This window comes from Synechococcus sp. H55.2 (genome assembly GCF_047462495.1).
In the GTDB taxonomy this organism is placed as follows: Bacteria; Cyanobacteriota; Cyanobacteriia; order Thermostichales; family Thermostichaceae; genus Thermostichus.
Map to the genome: position 1 here is coordinate 1 of NZ_JANSJH010000040.1, position 20,231 is coordinate 20,231.

Here is a 20,231-nt window from a genome sequence, read left to right on the forward strand (position 1 = left end):
TCGCCGTAAAGCGGATGGGGAAACCCCACCCGCCTGCGCGGTGGGGTAGTTCATACTTGAGCAACTGATGTGCTGAGAAAGGCGACTGAAGAGTGCTCATCAGAGTGCTCACCGTTTCCGATCCCGAAAAAAAGCTGAATAAGTTTCTGCTGCCTAGGGATCCCTCTTAGTCTGGAGGGGATCGCTAGGGAGCTGATATCCTTGGAAACTTTTGTCCTCATTAAGCAAGTTCCCGATCAAAATGCCAAAGCCGGCATCAACAGTGACGGCACGATCGACCGGGCCAAGGCCAAGCGGATGCTGAACCCCTTCGATCGCTATGCGCTGGAAGCGGCCCTGCAAACCAAACGGCAACATGGGGCGAGGGTGACAGCGATCACGATGGGGCCACCGCCGGCCATCGAGGTGCTCTACGAGGCCATTGCCCACGGCGTGGATCGGGGCATTTTGATGACCGACCGCCGCCTGGCCGCTTCGGATACCTTGGCCACTGCCTACACCCTGGCCCACACGGTTCGCTATGCGGGCCGGCCCGATGTCATCTTCTGCGGGCTGCAGACCACCGACGGCGACACGGCCCAGGTGGGGCCCCAGTTGGCCGAGCGGCTGGGGATCCCTCAGGTTACCTATTGCGAGGCCTTTGAGATCCGCGATGGGATTCTGGTGGCGCGGCGGGCCATCGAAGGGGGATCCCAGACGGTGACGGTGCCGCTGCCGGTTTTAATTACGGTGGCCAATTCGGCGCGGCGCCTGGCCTATCCCACCCTACGCGGCGTGCAGCGGGTGCAGCGGTTGATGCGGGATGAGGCGGCACGGGCCGAGGCCATCCAGATTCTCAACCTGGACGATGTGGGGGCCGATCCAAAGCGCTGCGGCCTCCAGGGATCCCCGACCATCGTGGCCGCCACCGAAAAAGTAGGGGAAATCGGCGGCAACTGTCAGGTCTTTCAAGGGCAGCCCGTGCCGCAACTGATCAGCCAACTGACGCAGGCCGTTGACCTCTTCCGCTGCGCTGCAACTTCCTAGTCCTGTTGGCCAAGTCCCCTCTCCTATCGGCCCCAGAGTGGCTGGCGAAAGCTTTCGGTTTTAGGCGGTGAAAAGCTGACAAAGTTGACCCGGAGAAACTTTGCTTCACCTCGTCGCAACAGATGAGATTGCCCTCGACCCAATCTCAATTCAGGAGTCACGGTTCTATGGATCATAAGCGGATAGTGGTCTTCGCCGAGCAGGTCAAGGGTGAGTTGCAGCCCATCGGCCTGGAGCTGTTGGGAGCGGGGCGACGGCTGGCCGACAAGCTGGAAGCTACCCTGAGTGCCCTCGTCCTCGGCCACAACATCGCTCACCTGCCCCCGATCCTGATCGGCCACGGGGCGGATCAGGTCTTCATCGCCGACCACCCCGAGTTGGCCGAATACCGCACCCTGCCCTACCGCCGCGTTATCCTGGACTTGCTCAAAAGCTGGCCCCAGCCACCCCACACCATCCTGCTGGGATCCACCACCACCGGTCGGGACCTAGCCCCCCGTCTGGCCGCCCACCTGGAAACCGGCCTGACCGCCGACTGCACCGAGCTCGACATCGGCCCCTTCGAGTATAGCAACAGCCGGGATCCCAGCAAGTCCGGCCTCTTCCCCGAATGCCTGTACGCCATTCGGCCCAGCTTTGGCGAGTCCCTCAAGGCCCGCATCCTCGGCCCCTGGAAAAACCCGCAAATGGCCACCGTGCGCCCCGGCGTGATGCTGCCCTTGCCGTGGGACGGCTCCCGCCAAGGGGAAGTGATCCCGGTGCCGGTCAACTTGGAGCCGGAGGATCTCAAGCTGCACATTGTGGAAACGGTGCGCAACCTCTCCCAGGCCGTAGATCTGACGCGGGCCAAAGTGATCGTTTCCGGCGGCTACGGGCTGGGATCCCCAGAAGGCTTCGAGCTGATGAGAGCGCTGGCCGCCTGTTTCCCCAACAGCGCCGTCGGTTCTTCCCGCAAGGCTGTGGATGCCGGCTGGATCCCCTATGCCCACCAGGTGGGGCAAACCGGCAAAACCGTTCGCCCCCAGCTCTACATCGCCTGCGGCATTTCCGGCGCCATCCAACACCGCGTCGGCATGGACAAGTCCCAGACCATCATCGCCATCAACAAAGACAGCGCCGCCCCCATCTTCAAATTTGCCCACTACGGCATCGTCGGGGATCTCTACCAGGTGGTGCCGGAGCTGATCCGGCAACTGCAACAGAGACAGGAGGAGATCCGGGAAGGGGCCGACGAGCGGATCCCTCTCTTGCAAAGTCGCTGAGCAGATCCAGGGAAACGCCCTAGTGCAGAGCCATCGTCAGCAGCCCCTGCTGCCCCAGCAACAGCTCCCGCAGCAGGGTTACCAGGCCCACCCACACCACAGGCGCCATGTCCACCCCCCCCAGCGGCGGGATCAGGCGGCGCGTCGGGCGCAACAGAAACTCCGTCAGGCCGACCACCAGGGAGTAGGGCAGCCGGGAAGTATCCAGTTGCGGATACCAAGACAGGAAAATGCGCAGCACAAACAGGACGGTGTAGATCGCCAATAGCGGACCCAGCACCCAGGCAGTGAATTGCGGCAGCATACGTCTTGCAGGAACCAGGCTCTAGAGGATACTCGGAATGCAGGCACTCGGCTCTAAGCTTAACCCCAACTTTTTAAAACTTTAACTCCGTTTCCAAAATAGTCCTACAAGCAGGGCGGCAGCCATTAGAGACTAGCGTCATAATGGTCGTATCTTGCTAACTCCAGGCAGGGATCCCATGCAGGGAAGATTACAAGAGATCGATATCCGCAGCATCCTTCAACTGATCGAGTTGGGCCAGCGCACCGGTGAACTTTTCGTAGAGGCCAGCCGCTCCGCCTACTGGTTCGTCTTTTTCCTAAATGGGCGAATCATCTACGCCTCCGAAAGCGAAGGCAACATCACCCGCCTCAAAGACTACCTGCGCCGCCTCAAGCTGGAAGCCGCCCTAGACGAAATTCAGATCCCTCCCAAAGCTGCGGTCAATGCCCCCGAGTACAACCGCCTCTGGTCTTTGCTGGAAAACCACAAGCTCAACCCCAGCCAAGGCAAGCAGATCCTGCTGGGCATGGTGCGGGAAGTCCTCTTCGACCTGCTCAGCCTCCACCAGGGCTCCTTCATTTTCGAGGCTGGATCCCCCTTGGCCCCCCAGTTGACCACCTTCCCCGTCACCCCCCTGCTCACCGAGATGGTCACCCAGGTGCAGGAGTGGAAAAAGCTACATCCCTATATCCAGGCTCCCAACCAAGCCCCCACCATCGTCAACCCCCTCCCCCTCCAGCAAACCCTGCCCGCCCCCGTCTTCAAAGCCCTGAGCGAGTGGTCCGACGGCAAAACCAGCATTCGCCAGATGGGTCGCTACCTGGGCCGAGATACCCTGGCAGTGGCCAAGGCCATCTATCCCTATGTTCGCCAAGGGGCGATTCACCTCTCCGAGCCCGTCCTGATTGCCGAGCCCCAGCACAGCCGTCCCCTCAAAGCCGGCGACAAGCCCAGCCACATCCTTTGTATCGACGACTCCATGGCCATCCAAAAAACCGTGGAGTTCATCCTGCAAAACGAGGGCTACCAGGTCACCACCATCGGCAACCCCCTCAAAGCCCTAGGACAGGTGTTTCTCCTCAATCCCGACATGATCCTCTGCGATGTGGCCATGCCCAAGCTGGATGGGTACGAGCTGTGCGCCATGTTGCGCAAATCCAGCCAGTTCCGCGAAACCCCCATGATCATGCTCACCGGCAAGGACGGCTTCACCGACCGGATCAAGGCGCGCATGGCCGGGGCCAACGAGTTTCTCAGCAAGCCCTTCTCCGAGAAGGAGTTGTTGACCGTCGTCGAATCTTATGTGGGCCCACCTCCCAAGCGGGGCGGCGGCGAATAGGCACGGGGTAGCCAAGTCCCAATCAATCCAAATCGAGAACAAGGCTGAGCAGGCGGAATACTGGACAGAGGAGTAACCACGCCGAAAAATAGGATTAGCCACGGCCACAAGGCCAGGTGTGGCCAAAAGCGTCGAAAGACAAAATCTCGGTTGAGGTGGCCCCTAGGGTCAACCAGACCCGCGAAACACAACAGGAGCGAGATGACCATGAGCAAAGTGCTGGTGGTGGATGACAACCGTACCTATCTGGAGACCATTTCCAGTTTGCTCTCCGAGAGCGGGTTGGAAGTCTCCACAGCCATGGACGGTGTGGAGGCGATGGACATCATTCGTCAGCAGAAGCCTGACGTGGTGGTGCTGGACATCGTCATGCCCCGCATGAACGGCTACGAAGTGTGCCGGGAAGTGAAGGGAGATGAAAGCACCAAGCACATCCGCATCGTCGTGTGTTCCACCAAAGATCAAGCCTTTGATATCGAGTGGGCCAAGCGCAATCGAGCGGATGCCTATGTAACCAAGCCCTTCAAGCCTCAAGAGCTATTGGCTACCATCAAACAGCAGTTGCGGGAGATCAAGGAGACCGGCCAAAAATGAGTCGCGTTTTGGTGGTGGAAGACAGTCAATCGCAGCGAGAGATGATCGGCAAGTTGCTGCAGGAGAATGGCTTTGAGGTGATGACGGTGGGAGATGGGGTGGAAGCCGTAGAGGCGGTGAAGCAAAGCAAGCCCGATCTGATTGTGCTCGACATCGTTATGCCGCGGATGAATGGCTACGAGGTGTGCCGTCTCCTCAAGGCCGATCCGCTCACCCAAAAAACCCCGATCGTCATGTGTTCCTCCAAGGGCGAAGAATTCGACCGCTACTGGGGGATCCGCCAGGGAGCAGATGCCTACATTGCCAAGCCTTTCCAGCCGCAGGAACTGGTGGGTACGATTAAGCAATTACTGAGAGGCTAGGAACCGCCCATCCCGCTTCTATGCCTGCTGGCAGAGCCCAGAAGGGCTCTAGGCCCTGGGCAAGGGAGGGGCGGCCACCCCTCCACAAGACCATCGATACGGGGGAGCATCATGCTGGGGGATCTGGATCTGTTGATGGGGGATGAGACCCAAGAATTGCAGGAAATGGAGGCTCCCGAAGGTGAGCTATTCCTGAAATTCAAGGTCGCCACCGGAGAAGAATTTGCGCTGCCGGCGGTAGCGGTTGTGGAGGTGATAAGCATCGGCCCCGAGAAAATTACCCCCATGCCGAATGTCGCGCCAGTTCTGCTGGGCACTCTGAACTTGCGGGGCGAAATCATTTGGGTTGCGGATCTGGGGCAATTTTTGGGGATCAGCCCGCCCCTCAACCTCGACCGCGCCGAGCTCCCTGTGGTGGCCGTGATGGATCAACAGGATTTGCTGATGGGCCTGGCCGTGGATTCAATTGTGGGCATGGAGTGGCTGAAGACGGAATCGGTGCGGCCTGTTCTCGTGGCTCCTGAGTCGATGGCTCCCTTCTTGCGAGGGGAATGGGTGGTGCCCGAGACGGGATCCCGCCTGCCATTGCTGGATCAGTCGGCCATCCTCAGATCCAATCGTTGGAGTTAACAGGCAGTCCTCTGTGAACTTGGCAAAAAGAGAGTGTATAGTTCCTATCAAAGAGCCAGGCTGGCTTCCTTCACAATGGGGAAAGCCGGTCTTGTCCAAAGTGCGCGCCAAGCCTGGTGAAGGTGGGGTTGCCTTGACAGCTATATCGGGAGATGGCGGCAAAAACGTGTTCTTGTACTCGCTATGGGCAGAGGGAGAAATAGCCTACATACATAGTATCTGAGATGAAGGTGTTGGTGTTGGGGGGCGTTCCGTTGGCATCTGCGTTGAAGCGTGAACAGAGCTAACCAAGCAGGGAAGGGAGGATCCATGGTTTCGAGCGCGAACACTCAGAGAGACTTCACCGAGGCAATGGTCGCCTTTTGGCAGGGAGACTACGTTCAGGCAGTACGGTTGTTGAACCAAGTGGCCGCTGCTCAGCCACAGGATACCGCCGTCAAGTTGCTGCTGGCTTCGGCCCAAAGGCAAGCCGGGCTGTTGCTGGAAGCTCGCCACACCTACAGCACCATCCTACAGACGGCCAGTGATCCCGACGAGCTGGAGTCGGCCCGCAAGGGGCTGGAGGAGCTGCTGCAAATGGCACCGGAGCTGGCGGACATGCCCGACTCCTCAGAAGCAGTGGACGAGCTTCGCTCGCAAGAGGGGTTGGCGGATGAGTCCCCCGCCGCCGATCCCTTCCTGCAGTTTGAGGAGAGCAGGGAAGAGGAAGTGGATCCCTTCTCAATGGCAGGCGACCCCTTTGCCGCCGCTGGGGATGTTTTGGCTGAGGAAGGCGGATTCGAGGATCCCTTTGAGACCGGGCTGCAGATGCCGGAGGCCGAGCCGTTGTTCCCATCTTACCAGCTGCCAACCCATCCGCGGGTGACGCCGCCGGCCATTTCGGGGCGGGTAAGTGCGCAAGAGAGCAGGCCTCACACCGATCCGGTGGTCGAGGATGACTTTGCCTTCCTGAACGAGTTCGACCGAGAGCACTTGCAAGCCCTGGAAGGCGACTCCGACTCCATTACGCAGTTGGCCGGCGATGCAGATTTTCCCGAAGAGATGGGCTTGTCCCTACCCGGCTTTGAGGAGGAGGGAGGGGGATCCCTGGATGAGGGCCTGCCGACGGAATTGGCCGCGCCCATGAGCGAGCCGATCCCTGCCCCCGATGAAGACACAGCCAGTCCCGGCTCTGCCCTTTTCGATCTTGACGAGCTGGACAGCCTGGATCGCGAACTGGCCGGCATGGAGGGCGGCGAGCCGGTCTTCTACCCAGATGAGGGGGCGACCGAGGGGATGGCCGGGATGGCGGCAGAGATGGCCGGCGGAGCAGCCCAAGTTTTGCAGCCTCAAGGCCTGCCCACTGCCTCGATTCCCCTTCCTGGTGCAGGCGAAGCAGGGACAAGAACATCTGCCGGGCTCGCCAACCGCCCGCTTGCCGATCGGCAATTGGCCACGGCGCTGATCCAAGGAGCGGTGAGTTTGGCTGCCGGGCTGGCGATTGGCCTGGGGATCCCGGCCAATGGGGGAGCTCGCTTGATGGCCGGCGTCATCGGAGGTGGGGTGGTCGGCACGGTAGCCGGGGTTGTACTTGGGGCCAGTAGTGCCAAACACCTTCGCTCCGCCGCCCAAGAGCTGGCTGGCCACTTTGCCGCCTTGGCCCAGGGGAATTACTCAGTACGAGCCACAGTCAATGCCCCTGATGAGCTGGGGCGCTTGGCCGACAGCTTCAACCAGATGGCGGCTGCCATTGAGGCCACCTTCACAGAACTGAACCAGCGGGCTGCCGAGCAGGGGCAAGCTAAGGAAGACCTCCAGCGCCAGGTGATTCGCCTGTTGGACGACGTGGAAGGGGCTGCCCGTGGGGATCTAACCGTGCGGGCAGAGGTGACTGCCGATGTGCTGGGGGCGGTGGCCGACTCCTTCAACCTGACCATTCGCAGTCTGCGAGACATTGTCAGCCAGGTGAAGCGGGCCGCCGCCGCCGTGAACGATGCCGCCTTGCAGAATGAGGACTTTGCCCGCAGCCTCTCCGCCGATGCCTTGCGCCAGGCGGAGGAGATTTCCAACTCCCTCAACTCCATTCAGGAGATGACGGAGTCCATTCAAGAGGTGGCCAGCAACGCCCGCGAGGCGGCCAACGTGACCGCCCAAGCCACAGAAGCAGCCTCTCGCGGTGGAGAAGCGGTGGATCGGACGGTCAGCGGCATCCTGGAGATCCGGGAAACGGTGGCGGAAACCACCCGCAAGGTGAAGCGCTTGGCGGAGTCCTCGCAGGAAATCTCTAAGATCGTGGCCTTGATTTCACAAATTGCCTCGCGCACCAACCTGCTCGCCTTGAACGCCAGTATTGAGGCCGCCCGAGCCGGGGAATCGGGACGGGGCTTTGCCATCGTGGCCGATGAGGTGCGACAACTGGCCGACCGAGCCGCCAAGGCCTCGAAGGAAATCGAGCAGATTGTGTTGCAGATCCAATCGGAAACCGGCAACGTGATGACGGCCATGGAAGAGGGCACCCAACTGGTGATCGAGGGGACACGGCGGGCCGAGCAGGCTAAGAACAGCCTGGACGAGATCATCGAGATCAGCCACCAGATCGACGGATTGGTGCGGGCGATTTCTCAGGCCACTGTGCAACAGACGGAAACCTCTCGCTCGGTGGCGCAGTTGATGCAATCGGTGGAGTTGACCGCCAACGAGACTTCCAAGGAGGCGCAGAAGGTGGCGACTTCGCTGCAACAGTTGGTGAGCATTGCCCGTGAGCTGCAGGCTTCCGTCGGTCGCTTCCGGGTGGGGGATGAATGAGCAAATCTGCTTTTTTGAGGGCATTCTAGGGACTAAGGATCCCAGGGACGAGAAGTCCCCGCTCTTCCACGGCACTGGGATCCCCCTTTGCAACATTGGCCAAACGCTTTGCTCAGCCTGGTCGGTCTGTTATCACTGATGCATACTTGTGGGCTGTAGGAAGGGCCTCCTGCCATGAACGAAGAAGCACAGAAGCGGATCCTCAGTTATTTCATTGAAGAAGCCCGCGACCACTTGGCAACGATCGAGCAAGGGCTCCTCAGCCTGCGCGACAGCATGAGCGATCCTGAGCTGATCAACGAGCTGTTCCGGGCTGCTCACTCCATCAAGGGGGGAGCCGCCATGCTGGGCCTCACCAGCATCCAACGGACGGCCCACCGCATGGAGGATTTTTTCAACATCTTTCGCTCTCGTCCCGGCGGAGTGCCTGTCGATCAGCACCTGGAAACTTTGCTCTTGCAGGCCTTTGATGGGCTTGCGATGTTGTTGGAGGAGCTACAGAGCCCCCGCGGCCTCACCGAAGAAGTTGGCAACACCACGCTGGCGGAATTGGAGCCGGTTTTTCAAGAGACCGAAAGGCACATTCAAAATCTTCTGGGCGAGGGCCCTGTCTCAGCTCCCGTCTCGCCACCGGCAGCCCGTACCCTGCAGCAGGACATGGCAGAGGTGGTGCCGCAGCAGTTGCGCCAGATGCTGGAGCTGTTCAAGCGAGGGGAGCAGCCAGGCGTTCGCGATCAGCTAGTGGCGGCCAACGCCGTCCTCAAAGAGATCGGACAAGTTCATCATCTGGCGGGCTGGCAGCAGTTGACAGAAACTTTCGGGCAAGCCCTGGGCAACCCCGACGCCGATCTGCGAACGTTGGCTTTGGTCGCCCTGCGGGATTTGAAGCAGGGACAGCAGCTCATTTTGGCCGGCCAGCCGGAACAAGTTGCCCCTTCTCCAGAACTGCAACAACTGGCTCGCCCTGCCGCCCCCCCTGCCCCACCGGATCCTTGGGAGGTGCTGGTGCATCAGCAGATCCCAGCTCTGTTGCGCCAGATGCTGGAGTTGTTCAAACGTCCCGACGACCCAGCTACCCGACCGGCCCTGCAAGCTTTGGCGCAATCTTTGCAGGATTTGGGACAGTCCTCAGCTCTGGATCTGGGAGGCTGGACAGACTTAGCCCGCTTGATCGTCGAGATTTTGGCGGATCCCGGCCAGAACTTGCGACAACTGGCCCTGCCGGTGCTGCGAGATCTGAAGCAAGCTCACCAAGCTCTGGCCAGCGGAGCGGCAAACACCATCCAGCCCTCGGCAGAGTTGCTGGCCTTCCGCCCTGTGCCGGCAGCCCCCGAAGAGCCAGAGGTCTCGAAGCTCTTCGAGCTTGGCCTTGCTGGGGAGTCTGAGGCAGAGCCGCTGTTTACCCAACCTGAAGATGCCCCAGAGGATTGGGCTGCGGCTGCTTGGATCCCTGCCGAAGCAAGTGCTGCCCCCCATCGGAGCTGGGAAGCTGAGCCCATGCCAGAAGCCGAGACATCCTTGCAGGAGCAGGAGAGCGCAGAAGCGAGCTGGGATCAAGTGGTGGAACAGCCGGCATCCCTCTGGGAAATGGACACGGCTTTGGATTCAGAGAACCTGCTCGCTCCTGCACAAGAGGAGAGCCTAGATCTGAGTTGGCCGGAGGCCGCAGCGGCCTGGGAGGAAGACCGGGAAGCAGCCGCCGTGCCGGCAGAAAACCCAGAAGAGGATGGGCTGGGATCCAACTTGGCCTCTGTTGCGGAAGACTTCCATGCCACCCCCTTGGATCTGGAGGAAGAAGCCGCTTCGGCCTTTGACGAGCTGTTTGCCAACGCAGAAGCGCTATCCGATATCGAGGAGTTCCCGCCGGAGCTGATCCCCCCTTCTCCTGAGCCTTTCTTGCAGACCTTTGCGGAACCGAGCCCAAGCTTGGAGGAGGAGGGAGTCGAGGCCGATCTGGCGGATCTGTTTGCCGAAGTGGTGGGTGAAGCGGCAGCAGAGCCTGCCGAGCTGACAGGGGCTGAGGAAGCGAGCCAGGCCGTCTGGACGGTTGCACAACAGGAAGTGCCGGCCCAAGCTGCTGCAGAAATCGCAGAGGAGGTGTTTGACTTTGCCCCAGAGGAAGCCGCAAGTGCCGGAGTGGAGGCGTTGTTTGAGCTCGAGGAACTCTCCGTAGAGAATGTTCCCCTGCAGGAAATGCCCGAGCTCCCTGACGTTGGGGCCATTTCCGATGGGGATTCGGTGGCGGATCTTTGGGCGGCTGAGCCGTCCCCACCCCTTCAGCAGGTCATCGGGGATGGGGATCTCTGGGCTGAATTCCCCGCCGATATTCGGCTGGAGGATTTTTCCACCCCGGCAGACTGGGATTCTGGGGAGATGGGATCCCCAGAGTTGGCCGACTCTGCTGCGGATGAGGCTGCCGAAGATAGCTGGGAGAGCCTTTTCTCCACCCCTGCAGCCGATCAAGCCTGGTCGATGCCGGAAGAAAGCGAACCTTCTGGATTTTTTGATGTTGCTTTTGAGCCCTCTTTTGATGTTGCGGATTCTGGCCCGGCTGCGGTTGAGCGACTGGAAGACCTCTTTGCCGAGGAATCCTTGCCGACGTTGGAGGAATTTGCTGCTGCTGGCGAGCCAATGGCAGCGGCAACCCCAGACTTCGAGGCCGAGCTGGGCCTAGGCGATCTCTTCGCCGGCGAGACTCCGGCAGCAGCATCAGACGCCCAGGAGGGGGCTTGGTTGGAGGAGGTGTTCCCGGCCCAGGAAGAAGAGCTCTCTGGGGAAACACAGCCTACCGATTTGGCGGGCACTGCCCCCTCGCCAGAGTTTTCCTTCGACCGCCTCAATGCTCTATTTGCCGAGGAGACCGAAACCGAAGCCCTGAGCTTAGAAGCCGGCGGATCCCTCTCGGCCATGGATGGCGAGGTGGATTTGGATGAGCTGAGCCGGTTCTTTGCAGAAAGGGAGGCCGCCCAGGAAGGGATCCCCTCAGATCTTGCCACCTTCCTGGGCGAGGCAGAGGCTTTGCAAGGGAGCAATCTGGAGGGAGTGACTCTGCCTGAGCCAGAACCACTTGTAGCTGCTGCAGAGCAAGGCGGAGCTTCCCAGCCGGCAGAAGAGGATCTGGCAAGCCAACTGGAAAGCCTGTTCACAGAGGATGAGCTCTTGGCTGCCCCGAGCGCGACTGTTCTTGGCAGCGAGACCCAGCTCTCGGAGGAAGAAGCGCCGGAAGTCTCTCCTACCCCAAGTTTGGACGATTTGGCCGCCCTTTTCGATGCCGCCGAACCAGCGGTGCCTCCTGAGCTGGAAGAGTTCATCGCTCCCATTGTGGGATCCCCTGCAGCCGTGAGCGGCGAGGTTGCCGACGATTTCGCAGCCCAACTGGAATCCCTCCTAGTCAATCTCGAGGTCGCCCCCCAGGCCTCTGCAGCAGCGCCGGCACCTTCTCCGTCCGCTGTCGCTGCCGCCCCAGCAACAGCCGCCCCCACGGCACCGGCTACACGGCGATCTGCCCTCAGCAACCCTGTGATGCGGGTGGAGGTGCGCCACCTCGACTCCATCAACAACTTGGTGGGAGAGTTGGTGGTCATTCGCAACAGCATGGAGCAAAACCAAACTCGCCTGCGCCAGTTTCTGGATGGCCTACTGGGCCGTGTGCAACAACTGGGGGATCTGGGCCAGCGCATGCGGGATCAGTACGACCGCTCCCTGTTGGAGTCGGCTTTGTTCTCCAGCCGCAGCGGCTCAGCCTATGGCGGCACGGTAACGGTGGGCTTCGGTCGCAATGGCGAGGGAGCCGGACACAGCAGGCGAGGGCATTCTTCCGGCCAAGAGTTCGACAAGCTGGAGATGGATCAGTTTACGACCTTCCACACTCTGGCCCAGGAGATCATTGAGCTCATCGTGCGGGTACGCGAGTCTTCCTCCGACATCGAGTTTGCCGTCGATGAGGCAGAGCAGATCACCCGCCAATTCCGCCAGGTCACCACCCAACTGCAAGAAGGCCTGAACCGGGCGCGCATGGTGCCCTTCGCGCAAATTGCCGACCGCCTGCCCCGCGCCGTCCGTGATCTCTCCATCAAAACGGGCAAACAGGCCAGCCTGGTGGTGGAAGGCCGCGACACCCTCATCGACAAAGCCATCCTGGAAGAGCTCTCCGACCCGATGACCCACCTGGTAAACAACGCCCTGGTGCACGGGATCGAGCCCCCTGAGGAGCGGCGCCGCTTGGGCAAGCCCCCTGAGGGCAAGATCACCGTCAGGGCCTTCTACCAAGGCAACCAGACAATCATCGTTGTCGCCGACGATGGCGCCGGGATCCCGGTGGAGAAAATCAAGGCCAAGGCGCAAAGGCTGGGGCTGCTGTCAGAGCAGGCAACCGAAGACGAAGTATTCAACGTCCTCTTCCACCCCGGCTTTAGCAGCCGCGAGGCCAGCGAGGTGGACGACCTGGCCGGGCGGGGGGTTGGCTTGGATGTGGTGCGCCGCAACATCACCGATCTGCGCGGCAGCATCCAAGTGGATTCCGTGCGCGGCAAGGGCACCACTTTTACCATCCGCCTGCCGCTTACCTTAAGCATTTCCAAGGCGATGGTGTGTGTCAGCGACAAAGCCCTGATCGCCTTTCCTCTCGACGGTGTGGAGGAAATGCTGGATGTTCCCGTCGACGAGGTGCAGCCGGACGAGCAGGGGCGGCTCTCCATTCCCTGGCGGGATCAACGCCTTCCCTTCCAACCCCTCTCGAATCTGTTGTCCTACAGCCGCAGCCACAGCCGCAGCCGCTCCGAGGTCTACAGCGTTGCCCAGGATGAGGGCATCATCCCCATTGTTGTCCTCCAAAGTGCCGGCCAGTACCTTGCCCTGCAGGTGGACAGCTTTGTGGAAGAGCAGGAAATCGTGATCAAGCAATTGCGCGGGCCTGTGCCCAAACCACCTGGCATTTCTGGGGCAACGGTGCTGGGCAATGGTCGCGTGCTGCCCATTGCTGATGTCCTTGAACTGGTGGATATGGCCCAAGGCCGCCGTCGCGATCTCAGCCGCCTCTGGGCAGAGCGTCGCGCTGCGGAGCCACGTGTCGAGGAAACCCATCAAACCACGGTGCTCATTGTGGATGACTCGATTGCGGTGCGGGAGCTGCTCTCCATGTCCTTCCAAAAGGTGGGCTACCGGGTGGAGCAAGCCCGCGATGGACAGGACGCCTGGGAAAAGCTTCGCGGTGGCTTGCGCTGCGATCTCATCTTCTGCGACATCGAGATGCCGCGCATGGACGGCCTGGAGTTGCTCTCCCGCATACGGGCAGACAGCAACCTCAAGCATATTCCGGTAGCTATGCTTACCTCAAGGGGGGCAGAACGGCACCGGCAGACAGCCCGGGAGCTGGGAGCCACTGCCTACTTCACCAAGCCCTACTTGGAGGAAGAGTTGTTCAGCGCTGCCGCTCGCATGTTGCAAGGGGAGCAGTTGTTGACGCCTAGCCCCGCTCCCTGAGCCTTAGCGGGTGCCGTTCGCGCTAGTGGGTTGTAGGCCCTACGACCAGCAAAGGTATGGGGATCCCGGTATAGGCCGATATGCCTCACCCATGCTGAGTAGAGGGATCCCGTGATGGATGCCAGAATAACAGAAGTGCTTGATCCCCCGGTGTGTTGTCAAGGGGAGGAATCCGTGCAGATTCGCTTTGCTGTGGTGAGCGATCCCCACGTCACCCTTCCCTCCACCCTTTGGGATCACCCCAACCGGTTTCATTTGGTGGAGGTGAGCATCCCGGCTCTGGAACAAGTTTTGCAGCATCTGGTGCAGTTGCCTTTGGATTTTCTCCTTTTGCCGGGGGATCTGACCCAGCATGGGGAACCGGAAAACCACGCCTGGTTGGCGGAGCGCCTGGCCCGTTTACCTTTCCCAGCTTTTGTGGTGCCCGGCAATCACGATGTGCCCCAGCTTGAGGCATTGCCAGAGTTTCCCCGCTACTACCAAGCTTTTGGCTATGAGGACGGGCGGTCTTTGGATTACAGCCGCCTGTTGCAGCCAGGGATCCGTTTGATCGGCCTCAATTCCAACCACTTTGATGCTCAGGGCCAGTTGGTGGGGTGTCTAACTTCGGAACAACTGACCTGGCTGGAAAAGGAATTGGCAGCAGCCGAAGAGGAGCTGGTGCTGCTGATGGTGCACCACAACGTGGTCGAGCATCTGCGCGGGCAGTCCCTCCACCCCTGGGGCCGTCGCTACATGCTGGAGAATGCCTCTCAATTGCGGCGGCTGCTGCAAGCTTACGGGGTGCAACTGGTGTTCACCGGACATTTGCACATTCAGCACATCGCCCGGCGAGGGGGGGTTTACGACATTACCACCGGCTCTTTGGTCAGTTTTCCCCATCCCTACCGCCTTGTCGAGATCCGACTGGATCGCGAGACCGGGATCCACGTCCATATCCAAAGCTACCGGGTGGGATCCCTGCCCGGTTGGCCCGATTTGCAGGCGTTCTCGCGGGAGTGGATGGGTCAGCGCAGCGAACCGGTGGTGGTTAAGTTTTTAACCTCTGCGCCGCTGCATTTGCCCCTGGAGCAGGCCCAAGCCTTGGCCCCACAATTGCGCCACTTTTGGGCAGGGGTAGCTGCCGGGGATCCAGACCTCGCTTTTCCAGACTTCCCACAGCCGGCAGGTCGATTCCTGGAGCGATTTAGCCGTTGTTTTCGCTGCCCACCCGATAATCAGGCGCAGCTCCATTTGCTGCCTCGGGGTTTTTTTATTTCCTAGGAACCAGGGCAAAGAATGGCCTTTGCAGGATTTGGCAGTTGGCGAAGCGGTACCGTTTGTTCTTTCGGAAACATTCCTAGGGTTGGGATCCCTCGATGTGGGAGTAGGGCTCTAGGTGGATGGTGACCCGCACCGGCCCGTAGCGCTCCTGCAGCAGTTGCTCCACCGCTTCGGTGATGCGATGGGCCGACTCCACGTCCAGCGGCTCCACCACCATGTGCATTTCGATAAAGATCATCTGCCCTGGGATGCCGCGGGAGGTGATGTCGTGGCAGTCCAGAACTCCAGGCAGGCTGAGAACCAGCTCCCGCAAGGTCTTAGGCGGAATAGCCACCCGGTCGGTGAGGAAAGGGATATTCTCTTGTAACACTTCCCAGCCGCTCCAGAACACCAGCAGCCCCACCGGCACCGCCAGCACCTGATCCAGCCAGGGGATCCCCCAGTAGTGGATCCCGGCCAGTCCCAGCAGCACCGTCAGGGTTACCCAAACATCGCTGAGGGTATGGCGGGCATCGGCCAAGAGCAGCGAGCTGGACAAAGCCTTGCCCCAGGAACGTTCATAGAAGGCCACGAAGAGGTTGATCCCCAGTACCCCCACCATTAGGGTTAGGGTCAGTCCATCGACCTGCAGCGGCGGCTGGGGCTCGAAAAACCGTCCCACCGCTGTGCTGAGGATCTCAAAGCTGGCCATCCCCAGAAAAGCGGCGATCCCCATGGCACCGATGGCCTCAAACTTGCTGTGGCCGTAGGGGTGCTCCTCATCCGGCTCTGGCGAGGAAAAGCGGGCCGCCAGCAGGGCAAGAATGTTGCTGGCGCTATCGGCGGAGCTGTGCAGGGCATCGGCCACCAAGCTCAGGGATCCGGTCGCCAGGCCCAAACCCAGCTTGACCAAAAACACCAAAAGATTGAGCCCTAGGGTAACATACAGCACCCTCTGCACCTGGTGCTGACGGCGAGCGGCTATGGCAGCAGAATCGGGGAAACTCACCGCTCAAAGGCTCAGAAGAAAACCGGTTCTGCTTTATTTTGCCACCGGCTTGGGTTCAAGGCTGTCTTTCCTCCCCTTGAGGATAGGGGATCCCGGTCGGCGGGGTATTTTAGAACCAAGCATCGACGCGAGGGGGAAGCGGGCTATGGACGTGGCGGTTGTGGGAGCTGGCTATGTGGGGTTGGTAACCGGCGCCTGTCTGGCTCACCTGGGCCACAGCGTTATCTGTGTAGACAACAACCCCGTCAAAATTGAAGGGCTGCAACGGGGTCGCCTGCCCATCTACGAGCCCGGCCTGGAAGAGCTGGTGCGGGGAGGCACCGAGGCCGGCCGGCTGCACTTTACCACCGATCTGAGCTTGGCGGTGCAGGTCAGCGAAGTCATCTTCATTGCTGTAGGCACGCCGGCTTTGCCCAGCGGCGAGCCGGATCTGCGCTACGTGGAGGCCGTGGCGCGGGAGATCGGCCAGCACCTGGACGACCGCTACCGGGTTATTGTCAACAAGTCTACCGTCCCCATTGGTTCCGGCGACTGGGTGCGCATGCTTATCTTGGATGGGGCTGCTGGGGCGGCCAAGCAGCGCCTGGGCAGCCGGGAAGAGAGCGAACTGCTCTCTGGGGGAGATCGGGAGGCAACTCCTTTCTCCAGAGGATCCCTGGCTTTGCAAATCTCTCCTCGGACACCTCAGTTTGACGTGGTCAGCAACCCTGAGTTTTTGCGAGAGGGCAGCGCCATCCAGGATACCTTCTACCCGGATCGCATCGTGATTGGCTCCAACAGCCCCCGCGCCATCGAGATCCTGCGGCGGCTTTACGAGCCCATCCTCAGCCGCCAGCAGGGCTTGGGTGGGGATCCCGTGCCTTTACTGGTTACCGACTTGGCCTCCGCCGAGATGATCAAATATGCCGCCAACGCCTTCTTGGCCACCAAGATCAGCTTCATCAACGAGATCGCCAACATCTGTGAGCGCACCGGTGCCGACATCACCCAGGTGGCAACAGGGATCGGCCTCGATAAGCGCATTGGCCGCGCCTTTCTCAACGCCGGTATAGGCTGGGGAGGGAGCTGCTTCCCCAAGGATCTGTCAGCTCTCATTCAAACAGCTGCTGACTACGGCTATGAGGCCAAGCTGTTGCGGGCTAGTGTCGAGGTCAACTGCGAGCAGCGGCAGCGCCTGGTGGAAAAGCTGCAGCAGGCCCTCAAGGTGCTTAAGGGCAAGACCATTGGCCTTTTGGGCCTCACCTTTAAGCCCCACACCGATGACCTGCGGGATGCCCCCTCTCTGACGTTGATCGAGCAGCTCCACCGGCTGGGGGCCAAGGTGAAAGCGTATGATCCCATTGTGTCGGCTTCGGGGATGCGGGAGGGCCTGGCCCACGTGATAGTGGAAACGGATGTGTTTCGCCTGGCCCAGGACTGCGACGCCCTGGTGCTGGTGACCGAGTGGCCGGAGTTTTTGTCGCTGGATTACCGGCACCTTGCCGAGCTGATGCGGCGGCCTTTGCTGATCGATGGCCGCAATTGCCTTGACCGGCAGGCCGTTCAACAGGCGGGTATCACCTTGATTGGAGTGGGCTGGTGAAGATCCTGGTCACGGGTGGTTTGGGATTTATCGGCTCCCATCTGGTCGGCCGCCTTCTGCAAGAAGGCCACGCAGTTATCTGCCTCGACAACGGCTACACGGGGCGGGAGGAGAACGTACAGGCCCACCGCGACAACCCCGCTTTTACTTTGCTGTGGCACGATGTGGCCGAGCCGCTGCCGCCGGAGCTGGAAAAAGCCGGTATCCAGCAAATCTACCACCTGGCCTGTCCCGCCTCGCCGCCCCACTACCAGGCGGATCCCATCCACACCATCCGCACCGGTGTCTGGGGCACCTACCACCTGCTGGAGCTGGCCCAGAAAACAGGATCCAGGTTCCTGCTGGCCTCGACTTCAGAAGTGTACGGGGATCCCCAGGTGCACCCCCAGCCGGAGGACTATTGGGGCTATGTCAACCCCATCGGCCCGCGGGCCTGCTACGACGAGTCGAAGCGCCTGGCCGAAACCCTGACTTTTGACTGGCAGCGGCAACACCAGACGGAGATCCGCGTCGCCCGCATCTTCAACACCTATGGGCCGGCCATGCGGGAGGATGATGGCCGCGTGGTCAGCAACTTCATCGTCCAGGCGCTGCGCAGGGATCCCCTCACCGTCTATGGGGATGGATCCCAGACCCGCAGCTTCTGCTACATCGCCGACCTCATCGAAGGCCTGGTGCGCCTGATGAACGGCCCCTATCCCGGCCCCTTTAACCTGGGCAACCCGCAGGAGTTCACCATCCTGGAGCTGGCGCAGCAGGTCTTGGCCCTCACCGGCAGTCCTTCCCCCATCGTCCACCGGCCCCTGCCGACCGACGATCCCAAGCAGCGCCGGCCCGATATCCGCAAAGCCCGCACCCTGTTGGGCTGGGATCCCCAGATCCCCCTGCAGGTTGGCCTGGAGCTAACCATCCCCTACTTTCGTCGGCGGCTAGGGCTGGAGTAAGTTGAGGTCAAACTGAACAAGTTTTTTTGATGTATCCTGAGAGAGCCCATTAGGAACGCGGCTACTCGACAACCTGCGTTTTCTCGCCTGCAGTTTTCGGCTTTTCCCATGGCTCTCACCGAATCTGACCCCAAAGCTCTCCCCGGCGGCGGATCCCTGAGTTTTTTTGAGCGCTATCTCACCCTTTGGGTGGCTCTGTGTATTGTTGCCGGGATCCTGTTGGGTCGATGGTTTCCGGGCCTGGCAGAGGCGCTGGATGCCCTGAGCCTCTATCAGGTCTCCATTCCCATTGCCGTCTGCCTGTTTTTCATGATGTATCCCATCATGGTGAAAATTGATTTTGGCCAGGCAGCCCATGCCTTGCAATCGCCCAAACCGGTGCTGTTGACCCTGGGGGTGAACTGGCTGGTGAAGCCTTTTACCATGGTGGTGATTGCCCAGTTTTTCTTGGGGTGGCTGTTTGCCCCTTGGATAACCGGCACGGAAATGATCCGCGGTACAGAAGTGAGCCTCAGCAACTCCTACATTGCCGGGGCCATTTTGCTGGGCATTGCCCCCTGCACTGCGATGGTGCTGATGTGGGGCTATCTCAGCTATGGCAACCAAGGCCACACCCTGGTGATGGTGGCGGTGAACTCTTTAACCATGCTTTTCCTCTACGCGCCGCTGGGCCGCTGGCTGCTGGCCATGAGCGATTTAACGGTGCCCTGGCAAACCATTTTGCTATCCGTGGCCATCTACGTGGGCCTACCGCTAGTTGCAGGAGCAGCCTCTCGCTATTGGATTCTTAAAACCAAGGGCCGGGAATGGTTTGAGAAAGCTTTTTTGCGCTACCTCAACCCCATTGCCATCACCGCCTTGCTGGTGACGCTGGTGCTGCTTTTTGCTTTTAAAGGGGATCTCATTGTGGAAAATCCCTTCCACATTTTGTTGATTGCAGTGCCGCTTTTTGTGCAGACCAACCTTATTTTTGGCCTCACCTATGTGGCAGCCCAGAAACTGGGCTTGTGCTATGAGGATGCCGCTCCGGCGGCTTTAATCGGCGCCAGCAACCACTTCGAGGTGGCCATTGCAACGGCGGTGGTGTTGTTTGGCTTGAACTCCGGGGCCGCCCTGGCCACCGTCGTAGGGGTGCTGATTGAGGTGCCGGTGATGCTGATGCTGGTGGAAGTATGTAAACGCACCGCCTTTTATTTTCCCCGCCAGCCGGAGAAGGCCAGCTTGCCGGATCCCCGCTGTCTTAAAATCAGCCCTTGAGGGATCCCTGTAGCCCATGAACTTGCCCCCAGATCGCCAACGGGAACACCAGGCCAATGAGCGCACCTTTCTGGCCTGGCTGCGCACCTCTGTGGCTCTCATTGCCTTTGGCTTTGCCCTCGCCCGCTTCAGCTTATTTCTGCGGCAGATTGAAGCCGCCCACTCCCCTGAGCAGCCCGCCGCGGCGCACGGCCTCCTGAGTGCCCAGAACTTGGGCCTCCTGTTGGTGATCTTTGGAATCCTGATGATCGGCCTTTCTGCTTGGCGCTACAACCAGGTGATGCGGCAAATCGAGGCAGGCGACTTTCGCCCCAGCCGTTTCCTCATCTGGATCATGGCTGCCGTTGTGGCCCTGTTTGGGCTGCTGAGCCTTCCCCTGCTGCTGCGCCGTCCCCGCCCTCAGGAACCTCCGCGGCTCAGCCTGCCGGAGTGA

At 60.5% G+C, this 20,231-nt stretch carries 15 protein-coding genes; 13 read left to right on the forward strand and 2 right to left on the reverse strand.

What is annotated here, in order from left to right; all coding sequences use genetic code 11:
* Window positions 1–201 precede the first annotated feature (201 nt).
* Window positions 202–1,026, forward strand: a complete 825-nt coding sequence (locus NW844_RS06585) for an electron transfer flavoprotein subunit beta/FixA family protein (protein WP_414334522.1) — start codon at window positions 202–204, stop codon at window positions 1,024–1,026.
* 167 nt (window positions 1,027–1,193) lie between these two features.
* A complete protein-coding gene (locus tag NW844_RS06590; RefSeq protein WP_414334524.1) occupies window positions 1,194–2,288 on the forward strand; it encodes an electron transfer flavoprotein subunit alpha/FixB family protein in 1,095 nt (364 codons plus the stop codon).
* A 19-nt stretch (window positions 2,289–2,307) separates the two neighbouring features.
* On the opposite strand, the gene NW844_RS06595 is transcribed toward NW844_RS06590, so the two are convergent.
* Complete coding sequence (locus tag NW844_RS06595; RefSeq protein ID WP_414334526.1) at window positions 2,308–2,592, reverse strand: YggT family protein; 285 nt, start codon at window positions 2,590–2,592, stop codon at window positions 2,308–2,310.
* 178 nt (window positions 2,593–2,770) lie between these two features.
* Here NW844_RS06595 and NW844_RS06600 point away from each other — a divergent pair, with 178 nt between their 5' ends.
* The 7 genes from NW844_RS06600 (at window position 2,771) to NW844_RS06630 (ending at window position 15,027) form a co-directional block, all read left to right on the forward strand.
* Window positions 2,771–3,913, forward strand: a complete 1,143-nt coding sequence (locus NW844_RS06600) for a response regulator (RefSeq protein ID WP_414334527.1) — start codon at window positions 2,771–2,773, stop codon at window positions 3,911–3,913.
* Between the two features lie 207 nt (window positions 3,914–4,120).
* Entirely contained in the window at window positions 4,121–4,507 is a 387-nt protein-coding gene (locus NW844_RS06605) for a response regulator (protein WP_414334547.1), read from the forward strand.
* Window positions 4,504–4,869 (forward strand): response regulator transcription factor, encoded by a 366-nt coding sequence (locus NW844_RS06610; protein ID WP_414334529.1) that lies wholly within the window; start codon window positions 4,504–4,506, stop codon window positions 4,867–4,869. The genes NW844_RS06605 and NW844_RS06610 overlap by 4 nt, the downstream gene beginning before the upstream one ends.
* A 111-nt stretch (window positions 4,870–4,980) precedes the next feature.
* Window positions 4,981–5,499: a CheW domain-containing protein gene (locus tag NW844_RS06615; protein WP_414334530.1), complete on the forward strand. Its 519-nt coding sequence runs from the start codon at window positions 4,981–4,983 to the stop codon at window positions 5,497–5,499.
* Window positions 5,500–5,808: 309 nt separating this feature from the next.
* Complete coding sequence (locus NW844_RS06620; protein WP_414334532.1) at window positions 5,809–8,283, forward strand: methyl-accepting chemotaxis protein; 2,475 nt, start codon at window positions 5,809–5,811, stop codon at window positions 8,281–8,283.
* 174 nt (window positions 8,284–8,457) lie between these two features.
* Complete coding sequence (locus tag NW844_RS06625) at window positions 8,458–13,764, forward strand: response regulator (RefSeq protein ID WP_414334534.1); 5,307 nt, start codon at window positions 8,458–8,460, stop codon at window positions 13,762–13,764.
* A 114-nt stretch (window positions 13,765–13,878) separates the two neighbouring features.
* On the forward strand, window positions 13,879–15,027 hold the full coding sequence (locus NW844_RS06630) for a metallophosphoesterase family protein (protein ID WP_414334536.1): 1,149 nt from the start codon (window positions 13,879–13,881) through the stop codon (window positions 15,025–15,027).
* Between the two features lie 76 nt (window positions 15,028–15,103).
* Here NW844_RS06630 and NW844_RS06635 read toward each other — a convergent pair whose 3' ends face one another.
* A complete protein-coding gene (locus NW844_RS06635) occupies window positions 15,104–16,015 on the reverse strand; it encodes a cation diffusion facilitator family transporter (protein WP_414334538.1) in 912 nt (303 codons plus the stop codon).
* A 145-nt stretch (window positions 16,016–16,160) separates the two neighbouring features.
* Between NW844_RS06635 and NW844_RS06640 the strand changes: the two genes are divergently transcribed.
* The 4 genes from NW844_RS06640 to NW844_RS06655 all read left to right on the forward strand — a co-directional run bounded on the left by NW844_RS06640 (window position 16,161) and on the right by NW844_RS06655 (window position 20,231).
* Entirely contained in the window at window positions 16,161–17,597 is a 1,437-nt protein-coding gene (locus NW844_RS06640; RefSeq protein WP_414334540.1) for a UDP-glucose dehydrogenase family protein, read from the forward strand.
* Entirely contained in the window at window positions 17,594–18,541 is a 948-nt protein-coding gene (locus NW844_RS06645; protein ID WP_414334542.1) for a UDP-glucuronic acid decarboxylase family protein, read from the forward strand. The genes NW844_RS06640 and NW844_RS06645 overlap by 4 nt, the downstream gene beginning before the upstream one ends.
* A 108-nt stretch (window positions 18,542–18,649) precedes the next feature.
* Window positions 18,650–19,798, forward strand: coding sequence for an ACR3 family arsenite efflux transporter (arsB, locus tag NW844_RS06650; protein WP_414334544.1), 1,149 nt, complete (start codon window positions 18,650–18,652; stop codon window positions 19,796–19,798).
* A gap of 16 nt (window positions 19,799–19,814) precedes the next feature.
* On the forward strand, window positions 19,815–20,231 hold the full coding sequence (locus NW844_RS06655; RefSeq protein ID WP_414334546.1) for a YidH family protein: 417 nt from the start codon (window positions 19,815–19,817) through the stop codon (window positions 20,229–20,231).